Consider the following 13,038-nt stretch of genomic DNA (forward strand, 5'->3'; position numbering starts at 1 on the left):
GCTGAGGAGGTTCGGGCGGGTCAGGCGGTGGTGGTCAGCTCGGCCACCCGCTCCTCGACCAGTCGGGCGACGGCCCGCAGGTCCGGCTGGCGCAGCACCAGGGGGGCGCGCAGCCGGACGCCGTACTCGTTCTCCAGGGCCTCCAGCAGTCTCGCCGCGGCGAGCGAGTTGCCGCCCGCGGCCAGGAAGTTGTCCTGCGGTCCGAGGTCGCCACGGCCGATCAGCTCGCGGCAGAGCTTGAGCACGGTGCGCTCGACCGGGGTGCTCCCCTCCTCGCTCGGGGCCGTCTCGTCCCGGCCCGCCGCCGGCGCGTCGGCCAGCAGGGCCTGGCGGTCCACCTTGCCGTTGGCGTCCAGCGGGAAGCGCTCCACCAGCCGGACGGCGGAGGGCACGGCTTGCTCGGGCAGCCAGGGGCGGACGGCGTCGAGCAGCGCCGCGGGGTCGGCGCCGTCCTCGGCCTGGACGAAGGCGAGCAGCCGCGCCCCGCCGGTCGGCGCCTGCTCGGCGGCGACGACCGCCCGCCGCACCTTCGGGTCGCGTTCGAAGGCGGCCTCGACCTCGGCGGGTTCGATCCGCACGCCGCTGACCTTGACCTGGTCGTCCAGGCGGCCGTGGAACTCCAGCACGCCGTCCGGTCGCATGACCACCCGGTCACCGGTGCGGTAGACCCGGTCGGTGCCGACCACGCCGGCGGGCGCGTCGACGAAGCGGCGGGCGGTCAGCTCGGGGTCGAGGTACCCGGCGGCCAGGCCTCGGCCGCCGATCCGCAGCTCGCCGGCCGTGCCGCGCGGCACCGGCCGGCCGTCCTCGTCGGTGACCAGGAGGACGGCGCCGTCGATCGGCAGGCCGATCGGCGGGGCGCCGGCGCCGTGGTCGCCGCCGGGGGCCATGGTGTGGGTGGTGGTGGTGACGGTGGCCTCGGCGGGCCCGTAGGCGTTGTGGACGGTCGCGGTGACGTCCGGCCCGGGGGCCAGGCGCAGCCGGTCGCCGCCGATCACCAGGTGGCGCAGCGCCAGGCCGGCGGGCCAGGGCCGGCCGAGGACGGGCTCGGCCAGCGGGGTGGGCAGGATGGACGCGGTGACGCCGGCCTCGCGCCACCAGTCGGTGAGCGCGCCGGTGTCCCAGCGGACCGCCTCGGGGGCGACGACCAGGGCCGCGCCGGAGGTGAGGCCGGCCCACAGTTCCTGCACGTGCGGGTCGAAGGCGACGCCGATCAGCAGGCTGTGCCGCTCCCCGGGGCCGAGGCCGGTCAGCCCGCGGTACCACTGGAGCAGCGCGCCGAGCGCGGGCTCGGTGACGGCGACGGCCTTCGGGGTTCCGGTGGAGCCGGAGGTGAGCACCGCGTAGTGGGTGCCACCCGGGACGCGTACCTGCTCGCCGGAGTTCAGGGCGGCCACCACACCGGGGGTGGGCAGGTCCAGCGGCAGCCGCTCGCCGCCGGGCGGCAGCAGGTCCGGCTCGCCGACCAGGCAGGCCGGGCGGAGCTGCTCGGCGACGGCGCGAAGCCGGCGCTCGCCGGGGCGCGGGCCGAGCGGCAGGTGGACGGCGCCGAGCTTGGCGGCGGCCAGGGTGACGGCGACCAGCGAGACCGAGTGGCCGAGGCAGACGCCGAGCAGGTCGCCCGGGCCGACCCTGCCGCGCAGCGCCTCGGCCACGGTGTCGGCGAGGCGGTCGAGTTCGGCGTAGCTGTGGACCTGCTCGCCGTCGATCAGGGCGGGGGCGTCGGGGGTGCGGTGCACCCAGGTGGTGAACAGGTCGAGCACCGCGCCGTCCTGGTGCGGACGGCCGTAGGCGATGCTCAGGCCCTCGGTGCTCGGGCCCTCGGTGCTCGGGGCCTTGGTGCTCGGGGCCTCGGTGGTGTCAAGGTGTTCCATCATCATCTCCAGGAAGGTGACGCAACGTAGGTGACGAGTCGTCAGTTCAGGCCCATCGAGCGGGCGATGATCACCTTCTGGACCTCCGAGGTCCCCTCGATGATCGTGGTCATCCGGACGTAGCGGTACAGGAACTCCAGCGGGTGCCCGCGCACCCAGCCGGTGGCCCCGTGCACCTGGAGCGAGCGGTCCACCGCGCGCACGGCGGTCTCGGAGGCGGTGAGCTTGGCGAGTGCCGCGTTCTCGGGCGACTCGGTGCCCTCGTCGACCAGCCGGGCGCAGGCGAGGGTGAGCAGCTTGGAGGCCTCGACCTCGGCCCGGGTGGCGACCAGGTGCTCCTGGACGTGCTGGTACTCGCCGATCACCCGGCCGAACGCGCGCCGGTCCTTGGCGTACTCGACACCGATCCGCAGCGCGTGCTCGGCGATGCCGTTGCACATCGCGGCGACCACCAGCCGACCGCGCGAGAGGCTGTCGATGGCGAGGGCGGTGGCCGCGCCGACGCCCTCCTCGCCGCCGATGACGGCCTCCGGGCCGACGGTGACCCCGTCCAGCAGCAGCTCGGACAGCGGCTCGCCGGACATGCCCTCGTACCGCTGGCCGAGCCGCAGTCCGGGCTGGTCCATCGGCAGCACGAAGGCGGTGGCGCCGCTCGTGGGCCCGGCGCCGTCCCCGAGGTCGGTGGCGGCGACGACCAGCGCGATCCCGGCGTGCTCGGCGTTGCTGACGAAGGTCTTGCGGCCGTTGAGCACCCAGCCGTCGCCGGTGCGCACGGCGGTGGTGGCGAGGCGGAACGCGTCGGAGCCGGCGTTCGGCTCGGTGAGGGCGAGGCAGCGGGTCTGCTCGCCGCGCACCAGCGGGACCAGGTGGCGCTCGACCTGTTCGGGGGTGCCGTGCCGCAGCAGCGGGCTGGGCCCGTCGGCGCCGGCCAGCGCGTACGGGGCGAGCACGCAGCCGCTGCGCCCGGCGGCGTGGTGCAGCAGGACGACGGCGGTGAACGGCATGCCGGCGCCGCCGAGTTCCTCGGGGTAGTCGCCCGCGTAGAAGCCGAGGGCGGCGGAGCGCTTGCGGACGTAGCTCCGCAGGTCGGCCGGGACCTGGTCGGCGGTCTCGGGCAACTCGGCGGCCAGCGGGACGAGTTCGCGGCGCACGAAGCTCTCGAAGGCCTCGACGAGTTCGCGGTGGCCGTCTTCCAGGACGGCGGAGGGGGAGCTCACTTGACACCTCCGGTGAGGGCCTTGGCCTGGTCGGCCAGCACGGCGTGGCGGAACAGGGTGCGCAACGGCGGGCGGCTGCCGAGGTGCGGCTCCAGCTGGGCGGCGAGCTGGGCGGCGAGCAGCGAGTGGCCGCCGACCTCGAAGAAGTGCGAGTCCGCGGTGAAGCGGTCGTGGCCGAGCACCTCGCGCCAGGCGGCGGCGATCAGCCGCTGGCCGGGGTCGGTGAACTCGCTCGGCGCGCTGTCCCCCGCCTCGGGGGCGTCCTGGGCCTCGTCCGCCAGTCGGGCGAGGGCGGCCCGGTCGGGCTTGCCGCCGGGCAGGGTCGGCATCGCGGCGACGGCCGTCCAGCTCGCCGGGACGAGTCCGCCGGGCAGCCGGCGGGCCAGCGCCTCGTGCAGGGCGGCCTGGTCGGGGCGGTCGGAGCCCTCCAGGAAGCCGACCAGGCGGGGGCCGGTCCGCGGGTCGGTGTGCAGCAGCACCGCGCAGGAGCGGCCGCCGAGTTCGGCGGAGGCGGCGGCCTCGATCTCCTCCAGCTCGATCCGGTGGCCGCGCAGCTTGACCTGGTTGTCGGCGCGGCCGAGGAAGCGCAGCCGGCCGTCCAGGTCGCGGAAGCCGCGGTCGCCGGTGCGGTAGACGCGGGCGTCGCCGAGCGCGGGGACGGTCACGAAGCGGGCCGCGGTCGGCTCCGGCAGGCCCAGGTAGCCGTCTGCCACCATGGCGCCGCCGACGACGAGTTCGCCGACGCAGCCGGGGGCGAGCGGGCGCAGGGTGTCGTCCAGGACGTGGACCAGCACGCCGCCGAGTTCGGCCCCGAGCGGGATCTCACCGTCCTCGGCGACGTCGGCGGCGGTGACCTCGTACACGGTGGAGGTGACGGTGGCCTCGGTGACGCCGTAGGCGTTCAGCACGGTGGTGGCCTCGGTCAGACCGGCCAGGGCCCGGGCGGGCAGCCGCTCGCCGCCGAGCACCAGCAGCCGGGGCGTCCAGCGGCCGTCGCCCAGCGCCTCGCGCAGGTCCTCGCGGACGGCGAGCAGGTAGCTGGTCGGCAGGTTGGCGACGGTGACGCCGCGGGCGGCCAGTACGGCCACCAGCTCGGGGCCGGTGGGCACCTCGCGCTGCGGCACGACGAGGGCGGCGCCGGCCGCGAGGGCGGGCAGCACCTCCTCCAGGGCCACGTCGAAGGACGGCCGGGCGAACAGCAGCACCCGGTCGGCGGAGGTGAGTTCGTAGCGGTCGACGATCGCGGCGACGTACCCGGCGAGGGCCCCGCGGCCGACCTGGACGGGCTTGGGCACGCCGGTGGAGCCGGAGGTGTGGATCAGGTAGGCGGCGCCGTCCAGGACGGCGGCGGGCTCGGCCTTCGGGAACGCCGGGCCGTCCAGCAGCGCCGGGGTGAAGCCCTCGGCGGGCAGCGCGAGCGCGCTCTGCCGGGTGGCGAGGACGAGTGCCGGGTTCAGCCGCTCCAGCAGCAGGCCGAGCCGGGCGGCCGGGTCCTCGGTGGACAGCGGCGCGTAGACGGCGCCGTGGCGCAGGCAGGCGAGCAGGGCGACCACGCTGTCGGCGCCGCGCGGCAGCACGGCGGCCACCGGCTGGCCCGGCGCGACCCCGGCGGCGCGCAGCCGCTCGACCAACTCGGCGACCCTTCGGTCGAGTTCGCCGTAGCTGATCCGCTCGGTGCCGGCCATCAGGGCGAGCGAGGCCGGGTCGTGAGCGGAAGCCGGGTCGAGGGCGGCCAGGGCGATCGGGGCGACCGGGGTGGCCTGCGCGGCCTCGGGCGCGGGGTCCAGGTCGGCGATCGGCGCCTGCGGGCGGTCCAGGTAGCAGCGCAGCAGCTCCAGCAGTCGCTCGGAGAGCAGCACCGCGTCGGACTCGCGGAACAGGTCGGCGTCGTAGTCCCAGACCAGGGTCATCCCGGCGGCGCCGTGCTTCTCGCCGACCACCCGGCGGTCGTCGGGCAGCAGCACCAGGTCGAGGTCGAAGCGGGTGGTACCGGTGTTGAAGCCCTCGTACAGCGAGACCTCCAGGCCGGGTGCCTGGACGTCGGGCAGGGCCGCGTCGTGCGCGCTGAACATCACGTTGAACAGCGGGTTGTCGGCGCCGGTGGTGTGCAGTCCGAGCCGGCGGGTCAGCTCCTGGACCGGAAGGTCCTGGTACGGCAGCGCGCGCAGCAGGACGTCGGTCACCTCGTCGACGGCCTCGGTGCCGGGGGCCGTCGGGTCCAGCCGCAGGCGCAGCGGGACGGTGTTGACGAACATGCCGACGGTGCCCTCGAAGCCCTCCGGCCGGTTGCCGACGGCGGTGCCGATCACCAGCTCGCGGTGGCCGCTGTGCCGGCGCAGCAGTTCGGCGAACAGGGCGAGCAGGGTGCTGAACGGGGTGTGGCCGTCCGCCTTGCTGCGCTCGCGCAGCCGCTCGGCCAGGTCGGCGCCGATCGACTGGCGCAACTGGCCGCCGCGGTGGCGCCGTTCGGCGCGCGGCCGGGCCAGCCCGGGCAGCGTGACCTCGCGCGGCGCGTCGGCCAGCTCCCTGGTCCAGAAGTCGAGTCCGCGGTCGCGGGGGAGGTCGGCGGCGGCGCGGGCGTGGTCCTCGTACGAGGGGGCGACGGGCAGCTCGTACGGCTCGCCGAGGACGGTGGCGCGGTAGACGGTGAACAGGTCGCGCAGCAGGATCGCGAAGGAGTGGCCGTCGTGGACGAGGTGGTGCTCGACGTGGATCAGCCGGTGGTGGTCCTCGGCGAGCCGGACCAGGTGCCAGCGCAGCACCGGTGCCCGCCCGGTGTCCAACGGCTCCTCGGCCTCGGCGGCGAGCAGCCGGCGGAAGGCGGCCTCCGGGTCCTGCTCGGTGCCGAAGTCGCTCTGGCGCAGCTCCGGTTCACAGTCCTCGGCGACCCGCTGGCCGGGCAGGCCCTCCGGGCTGGGCACCAACTCCAGCCGCAGGCCGGGGTGCTGGGCCAGCACGGCGGCGAGGCCGGTGTGCAGCGCGTCCCGGTCGAGGGTGCCCCACAGGTCGAGGACGGCGGTGAAGTTGTAGGCGCGGCTGCCCGGCAGCATCTGTTCGTGCAGCCAGACGATCTCTTGCGACGGCGTGAGTGCGAACATGGTCGATTCCCTTGTGTGGTGGGCGTGTCGGCACTGCTGTGGCCGGAAGCGGGCGTGGGGTGTTCCCGCGTCGGCCGGTGGGCCGGGCCGCACCTGGGTGAGGTGCGGCCCGGGGCCCGGGGATCCCGTCCGGCGGCGTGCAGGACGCGCGCGGGCGGGCGTGGTGGATCCGATGTGGTGGGTCCGGTGTGGGAGTTCGGGGCCCGCGGGGTGGGCCGACAGCCTGGGGCGTGCGGGCGCGGGCGTACGAGGCGGGCTGGTTCGGAACGCGTGGGTTCGAAGGGGCGGGCCCGGGAGGGCGGGGCAGGTGCGGGCCGCCCGAGCAGCGGGGCGTGTTCGGGCGGGCCCCGGAGGGCGGGGCGTGTTCGGGCAGGCCCGTTCACGCCTGCCGTCTTCGGGCAGGCCCGTTCAGGCCTGCGGGACCGGGGACGGCCGGGCGTGCAGGTGGTGACGCAGCACGGCGAGTAGTTCACCGAAGGCCGCGTGGGCGTCGGCCTCGGGGAAGCGGTCGCGGTCCCAGGCCAGTCGGATCAGCAGGTCGTCGCCGTTCGAGGCGGAGACGGCCAGTGGCGCGGCGAGCGGGCGCCCCTCCAGGTGGACCTCCCGGCCGGCGGCGCCGCCGAGCACCAGCGGCGGGCGGCGGTGCGTGTCCTCCATGGTGAGCAGGGCGTCCAGGGCGCCCGACCACGGGGCCCCGGCGGTGCGGGCGGCGCGGACCACCTCGTCGAAGGGGGTGCCGGCGTGGTCCAGGTCGTCCCACCAGGCGTCCGCGAGGGCGTCCAGGTCCGTGGACCGCTCCGAAGTCGCCGGGTGCACCAGGGTGTTGAGGAAGCAGCCGAGCACGGTGGGCGCACCCACCGGTCGGCCGCCCCACGGGTAGCCGAGTGCGAGCCGCCCTCCCCCGGCCTCCGTCCGGTCCGCCCCCGCCGCCCGGTGGGCCCGGTGCAGGGCCGAGCCGACCGCGTCCAGCAGCGCGGGGAAGACGGCGCCGCGGGCGGCGCCCTCGGCGGCGGGCAGCCGCTCGGTGAGCATGCCGGTGGACGTGGCGGCGCTGCCGCCCGCCCCGGTCACGCCGCCCAGCCGCCGGCCCCAGTGGGCCCGCGCGGCGGGGCCGCCGGCGGCGTCCTCGGCGGCGAGCTGCAGTTCGACGGCCTGCCGGAAGTCGGCCAGCGCCTGGGGGGCGGGCCCGTCGGCCGGCGACTCGTCCTGCTCGTAGGCGGCACTGAGCTCGGCGGTGAGCACGCCGAGCGACTGCTCGTCGCAGGCGGCGTGGTCGAGTGCGAGGGCGAGCAGTTCCTCGTCCCCGTCCGGGTCCGCGGCGACCAGCAGGCGCAGCGCGGGTCCGTCGGCGGGCCAGTCCAGCAGGGCCGAGCGCAGCGCCGCGCGGGCGGTGCCGCCGGGGGCGACGGCGATCCGGGCGGCCTCGGCCGAGGGGCCGCCGGCGCGCAGCACGGGTGTGCCGCGCACGGTCGCGAAGCCGCCGCACAGCGCCGGGTGGTGGGCGGCCACCGCGGCCGCGGCGCGGACCAGTCGGTCCAGGTCGAGGGTGCCGCGCGGGTAGGCGAACAGCAGCGGGACGATGTCGGTGCGGCTCTGCGGCGTGAGCCGGCGGGTGATCAGGAAGCGCCGCTGGGCGCCGGTCAGCGGGAGCAGCTCCACCGGGGATTCGGCGGCGGCTGAGCGGTACCGGGCGAGGTAGGCGGCGGTGATGCTGGCGTGCACGGGAACGGTCTCCGGTTTCCGGTCGCGGCTCGGGTCGGGGATCGGTCGGGGGGATTCGGCCGGGGAAGTCGGTCAGGGGGTTCGGTTGGGATTCGGCCGGGGCGTTGCTCAGGTCCGGGTGGTACGGGCGGGCCGACGGTCAGGGCGCGCTGGGGCTCACGGCACTCTCCTCGTCGGTGGCGCCCTTGGTGGCGCCCGCGGTGACGTCCTCGGTGGCGCCCTCGGCAGCGTCCTTGCCCGGGGCCTGGCCGCCCGTGCGGTCGGGGCCCGGCAGCTCGCGCATCCGGCGCAGCGGCGAGAGCAGCAGCGGCAGCGGCACCAGCAGGAAGCCCGCGGCGCAGAGCCAGAGTGCGGTGCGCGGCCCGGCCGCGTCGGCGACCACGCCGCCGACCAGGGCGCCGATCGGCAGGGTGCCCCACACCAGGAAGCGCATGGTGGCGTTCATCCGGCCGAGCAGCTCCGGCGGGCAGACGCTCTGGCGGAAGCTCACCTGGGCGACGTTGTAGGCCACGGCGCCGAACAGCACCACCCCGGAGGCCAGACCGAAGAGCACCACGCCCGCGCCGCTGCCGGACAGCGGCCACAGCAGCGCGAACGGCGCCGTCACCACGGTGGACACCCAGATCAGCCGGGCCTGGCCGATCCACCGGGCGAGCTGCCCTGCGCACAGCGCACCGGCCAGTCCGCCGACGGCGGAGACCGACAGCAGTACGCCGATGGCGCCCGGCGACAGGTCGAGCACCCGCACCCAGAACACCGTCTGCACGGCGGTCAGCACCGCGGAGAACAGGTTCGACGTGGCGGTGGCGGTCGCGATCGCCCGCAGCAGCGGGTGGCCGAGCACGAAGCGCACGCCCTCCCCGACCTCGGCGCGCAGCGAGCGCCCCGGCGCGGGTTCCGGTCGCGGCTCCTCGGCCTTGATCCGGACGAGCAGCAGCGCGGAAGCCAGGTAGCCGCAGGCGTCGGCCACGATGGCGAGCGGCGCCCCGAGCAGCTGGACCAGTCCGCCGCCGAGGCCTGGACCGGCGATCTGCGCCGAGGAGCGGACCGTCTCCAGCGCCCCGTTGCCGCCGACCAGCTGCTCGCGCGGCAGGACGGCGGGCAGGAAGGACTGGTGGGCGACGTCGAAGAACACCGTCGCCACCCCGGTGACCAGCGCCACGACGTAGAGCTGCGGCATGGTCAGCACCCCGAACGCGGCGGCCGGAGGGATCGACCCCACGGCCAGGCAGCGCACCACGTCGGCCCGGATCAGCACCGGCAGCTTGCGCATCCGGTCCAGCCAGGCGCCTGCCGGGAGGCCGACGAGCAGGAAGGCGGCGGTCTCGGCGGCGGTCAGCAGGCCGACCTGGAACGGCGTGGCGTCGAGCACCATCACCGCCACCAACGGAAGGGCGACCAGGGTGACCTGACTGCCCGTCTGGGCCGCCGCGGCTCCGGTCAACAGGAGTCGGAAATCGCGGTGGCCGAGCAGACGGGCCTGGCGGGAGCTGGGCTTCTCGTTCATCGGTGCGACTCTCGGTCACCTCTTCGACACGGGGCAAGCACCAGGTTCGTTTCCGGACGGACCGCAGGTCGGCCGAATCCCGCCACTCCCCCGACCGGCCCTTGCGCGCTCCTTACGGCGGCCTCCCGTGCTGCCGCGCCGCCCGCGGCGCCCGTCGGCCTAGGCGGCACCGGCCGACGGGCACTCCGATCACCCCCGGGCCCATCCGTCCATTTTCTTGTCCGATATTCGGACGCAGGCTTTCCAGCCACCGGACGGCGGCCTTCAACTTGGCCGGATTCCATGGAGTGCATCCCCAGCGACACCTCATCGTGATACCGGCGTGACCGAAGCGAGCCGTAGAAGGGGATCACCGGGCGGGTTACGAGCCGCCCCCGAAACGGGCCACCCTCGAAACGGGCCGCCACCGAAACGGGCCGCCCGGCTCGGGGCCGCGCCGCCGCACGCTTCGACTACCCGTCCGTCTCGGCCCACGCCCGCATCCGCGCCTGCGTCCGTGCCGGTGCCGGTCCCTGTTCCGACGCCCGCGCCGCCCGGCGGGTGATCGCCAGCAGCGCCATGTCGTCGTCCCTGGGCCCGCCGGTCCACCGCCCGACGTCCACCACCAGCGCGTCCAGCACCTCCCCCGGCCCGGCGAACGGCCCCAGCGGGGCCAGGCCGAGCACCGGGTCGTAGAACTCCCCCGCCGCGTCCCGGGCCTCGGTGACCCCGTCGGTCACCAGCAGCAGCGTGCACCCGGCCGGAAACGGCCGGCTCTCCGGCGCCGGACGCGCCCCGCCCAGCCCGCCCATCCCCAGCGGCAGCCCCGGGTCCGCCGCGTCCAGCCGGCGCACCGGCGGCGCGGGCCCGCCCGACGGGTACGGGCCCAGCAGGTACGGGCCGGGGTGCCCGCAGTCGAGCGTGCGCACGCTCTCCTCCCCCGGCGGGAACTCGACCAGCAGGGCGGTGATGAACCCCTCCAGCCGCACCTCCTCGCTCATCCGCTCGCTCTCCCGCAGCAGCGAGTCCTCCAGCGCGTCGGCGAGCGCGGACAGGTCCGGCAGCCGGTGCGAGTCCTCCCGGAAGGCGCCCAGCAGCACCGAGACCGCCCCGACCGCGTGCAGCCCCTTGCCCCGCACATCGGCGATCAGCCCGCGCACGCCGTACGGGGTGACCTGCAGCGCGTACGCGTCCCCGCCGATCAGCGCCTCGTCCTGGGCGGCGCGGTAGCAGGCCGCGACCGACAGTCGCCCGACCCGCGCGGGCGGCTCCGGCAGCACGGCCCGCTGCGCCGCCTCGGCCACCGACCGCACCCGCGCCAACTGCCGGCCGTGCCGGGCCACCACGCGGTTCACCCAGATCCCGAGCAGCGCCGCGAACGCCGTGTTCGCCAGCTCCAGGTAGCCGGCGCCGGTCCCGAGCGATCCGTCCTGGGTGAACAGCACCAGGATGCCCAGGACGTTGGCCGCCCCCACCGCGACGGTGTCCCCCAGCGCCAGCAGCGCCCCCGCCAGCACGGCCGCCGCCGCGAGCAGTGGGTCGCCCCAGTAGTCGGTCGGTTCCAGCGCGTTCCACACCAGCCCGCCGGCGGTCAGCAACCACGGCGCGACCCGCACGTACGGCGGCCACTGCGCGGACCTCGGGGCCATCGGCGACCTGGCTTCCGTCTCACCACCATCCGGAAGGACTTCTTCCGATCGTAGTCACGGCCCCACGAAACCCGCAGGACGGCCGCCCTGGCCCCGCTCCAGGGCCTCTCCTCGAACAGGCGCGGAGGGGTCAGGCCGGCGGGGTGTCGGGGTAGAGGCCGAATTCCAGGCGTCCCTCATGGTTGCCGCCGGGTGGCCCGCGTTGGCCCCGGCGGCTCGTCGACGGTGAGCCGTCAGGAGCCTGCGCTGCCGGAGTGGTTCAGGTCCACACGGGTCCGCAGGAACTCGAGATACTTGGGGTCGTCCTCTTCGAAGATTTCGGGTCCGCCACCCATATAGGCCCTGATCAGCTCATCCGCAGCTCGGTCGTGGTCGCCCAGCTCGAAGGTGGTCTGGCCCAACCGAAGGTGGATGTATGGATTGCCGAGTCCGTCAGGGCACTGAGCGGCGTTGTGGAAGCACTTGTGGGCCTTGTCGTGAACACCGCGTCGGAAGTGCACGTCTCCGATCGCGACGTAGATCCAGGTCGAGGCCGCCCAGTCCCGGGGATCGCCCGGCAGCAGCCGGAGGGCTTCGATGTAGCGCAGCACGGCCTCGTCGAGCTCTCCCATTCCGACCAGGGCATCACCCTCCTGACACAGCTCGGTGATCTCGGCATGGACCTCATCGGGCAGTTGCATGGCCGTCCCTGTCATGGCTCGGAGCTTCGTGCGATCGGGCTTCCGTGAAGACTAGGTGATGCCGGTCGGCCGGTTTCGTAGAGGGGCGTTGGTCGGACGGCCGGTGCGGTGAGGTAGAGGTCACCCGCGCAGTCGAGGGCCCCTTCCGGAGAGCCGGCGGGTAGCCCGCTGGGCAGGACGTTGTCCTGGTAGCTGTCGTTGCCGACCAGGTGGAGGGCGACGCCCCAGGTGTGCAGCACGCCGGTGAACGATCCGGTTCCCCGAGGAGGACCCGACGTCCGTCTTCGCCACCTGGCTGTACCTCGGCGACGACAGCCACGGCAACGCGCCCGCCCCGAGGGTCCTACCAGGGCTCACACGTCAGCCCCGCCGACGACGACCCCCGCGGGGGCTGGCTGGAGCTCGGCGTGATCCCCGACCGCTGCCATCCCGACGTGCGGTTCAGCGGCCTTCCGGAACCCGAGGGCGGTCGGCCCGTCCCGGTGGAGCACCTCCGGCTCGGCCTCGGCCGGCCACCGGAGGACGGCTCGCAGGGCCCGGGCTCCGCGGCGACGGTGATCCTGGACCGCGCCCAGGCCGAGCTGTTGCACGCCACCCTCACCGAGTGGCTCCGGACCCGGCACAGGTGAGGACGCGCGCTCACCCGCCGGCGACGAACCGCCCCGCACCGGGCCCCGTCAGCAGGCCCTCCGGGACCCGGCGTCCGTAGGCCACCAGCAGCAGGTGCTCCGCCCGCCCCTCCACGGTCAGCGGCCCCTCGCCGTGCGACCAGCCGGTGTCCGTCGCCACCAGTCGGACTCCGTCCAGTCGGGCCCCGAAGAACCGCAGGCCGCGTGGGGTGAGGGCGGACAGCAGGGCGGCCGCCCGGGGCAGCGGGAGGCGGCCGGGCAGACCGAGCGCCACGGTGATGTCGAGCCCGTGGACGGCGTCGTGGGCGAGGGCGGCGATCCGGCCGCCGACGGGCGGACGCCAGGGGTGATCGGCGTGATCGGCCAGGGCGGCGGCGAGTTCGCGCTCGCTCATGGCGGCCGCGTCGCGGCGGGCGATCCGGTCGGCCATGCGGTGCAGGTTGCCGCCGGAGCGGGCGAGTTCGACGGCCGTGCGCGCCGTCGAGTACCGGAAGCCGGTGCTCATGTGCGCCGCCACCTCGCGAACCCGCCAACCCGCGCACAGCGAGGGCGAGTTCCACTGCTCGGGGGTGAAGGCGGCGAACACCCGGGCGAGTTCACGGCGCTCGGCCGCGATCTGCTCGCGGATCCAGTGGAGCTGTCCGGTGTCCTCGTTGCGCGGCACGGTTTCCATGCGTCCAGCC

Annotated in this window: 9 protein-coding genes; 1 reads left to right on the forward strand and 8 read right to left on the reverse strand. The window is 75.4% G+C overall.

The annotated features are described in order from the left end of the window. Window positions 1-20: 20 nt before the first annotated feature. The 7 genes from ACZ5OX_RS23090 to ACZ5OX_RS23120 all read right to left on the reverse strand — a co-directional run bounded on the left by ACZ5OX_RS23090 (window position 21) and on the right by ACZ5OX_RS23120 (window position 11,726). Window positions 21-1,880, reverse strand: a complete 1,860-nt coding sequence (locus tag ACZ5OX_RS23090; RefSeq protein WP_465632534.1) for an AMP-binding protein — start codon at window positions 1,878-1,880, stop codon at window positions 21-23. 35 nt (window positions 1,881-1,915) lie between these two features. Further along, complete coding sequence (locus ACZ5OX_RS23095) at window positions 1,916-3,091, reverse strand: acyl-CoA dehydrogenase family protein (RefSeq protein WP_465632536.1); 1,176 nt, start codon at window positions 3,089-3,091, stop codon at window positions 1,916-1,918. Beyond that, the gene (locus tag ACZ5OX_RS23100; protein WP_465632538.1) at window positions 3,088-6,189 is read right to left on the reverse strand and encodes a non-ribosomal peptide synthetase; all 3,102 of its coding nucleotides are present in this window, start codon (window positions 6,187-6,189) and stop codon (window positions 3,088-3,090) included. The genes ACZ5OX_RS23095 and ACZ5OX_RS23100 overlap by 4 nt, the downstream gene beginning before the upstream one ends. Window positions 6,190-6,597: 408 nt before the next feature. Next, window positions 6,598-7,911, reverse strand: a complete 1,314-nt coding sequence (locus ACZ5OX_RS23105; RefSeq protein WP_465632540.1) for a non-ribosomal peptide synthetase — start codon at window positions 7,909-7,911, stop codon at window positions 6,598-6,600. Between the two features lie 139 nt (window positions 7,912-8,050). Further along, window positions 8,051-9,418: an MFS transporter gene (locus tag ACZ5OX_RS23110; RefSeq protein WP_465632542.1), complete on the reverse strand. Its 1,368-nt coding sequence runs from the start codon at window positions 9,416-9,418 to the stop codon at window positions 8,051-8,053. Between the two features lie 452 nt (window positions 9,419-9,870). Then, window positions 9,871-11,046: a PP2C family protein-serine/threonine phosphatase gene (locus ACZ5OX_RS23115; RefSeq protein WP_465632544.1), complete on the reverse strand. Its 1,176-nt coding sequence runs from the start codon at window positions 11,044-11,046 to the stop codon at window positions 9,871-9,873. A gap of 233 nt (window positions 11,047-11,279) precedes the next feature. Continuing rightward, a complete protein-coding gene (locus tag ACZ5OX_RS23120) occupies window positions 11,280-11,726 on the reverse strand; it encodes a tetratricopeptide repeat protein (RefSeq protein WP_465632546.1) in 447 nt (148 codons plus the stop codon). A 407-nt stretch (window positions 11,727-12,133) separates the two neighbouring features. On the opposite strand from ACZ5OX_RS23120, the gene ACZ5OX_RS23125 reads away from it, so the two are divergent. Then, window positions 12,134-12,355: a hypothetical protein gene (locus ACZ5OX_RS23125; protein WP_465632548.1), complete on the forward strand. Its 222-nt coding sequence runs from the start codon at window positions 12,134-12,136 to the stop codon at window positions 12,353-12,355. Window positions 12,356-12,365: 10 nt separating this feature from the next. Here the strand turns inward: ACZ5OX_RS23125 and ACZ5OX_RS23130 are convergent, their stop codons facing one another. Beyond that, the gene (locus ACZ5OX_RS23130) at window positions 12,366-13,028 is read right to left on the reverse strand and encodes a maleylpyruvate isomerase family mycothiol-dependent enzyme (protein ID WP_465632550.1); all 663 of its coding nucleotides are present in this window, start codon (window positions 13,026-13,028) and stop codon (window positions 12,366-12,368) included. Window positions 13,029-13,038 lie beyond the last annotated feature (10 nt).

Source organism: Kitasatospora sp. NPDC032121 (assembly GCF_055580145.1).

Excerpts from the sequence above, each read along its gene's own strand:
- ACZ5OX_RS23090 (WP_465632534.1), bottom strand. The coding sequence starts at position 1,880 with ATGATGATGGAACACCTTGACACCACCGAGGCCCCGAGCACCAAGGCC.
- ACZ5OX_RS23100 (WP_465632538.1), bottom strand. The coding sequence starts at position 6,189 with ATGTTCGCACTCACGCCGTCGCAAGAGATCGTCTGGCTGCACGAACAG.
- ACZ5OX_RS23110 (WP_465632542.1), bottom strand. The coding sequence starts at position 9,418 with ATGAACGAGAAGCCCAGCTCCCGCCAGGCCCGTCTGCTCGGCCACCGC.
- ACZ5OX_RS23115 (WP_465632544.1), bottom strand. The coding sequence starts at position 11,046 with ATGGCCCCGAGGTCCGCGCAGTGGCCGCCGTACGTGCGGGTCGCGCCG.
- ACZ5OX_RS23120 (WP_465632546.1), bottom strand. The coding sequence starts at position 11,726 with ATGCAACTGCCCGATGAGGTCCATGCCGAGATCACCGAGCTGTGTCAG.
- ACZ5OX_RS23130 (WP_465632550.1), bottom strand. The coding sequence starts at position 13,028 with ATGGAAACCGTGCCGCGCAACGAGGACACCGGACAGCTCCACTGGATC.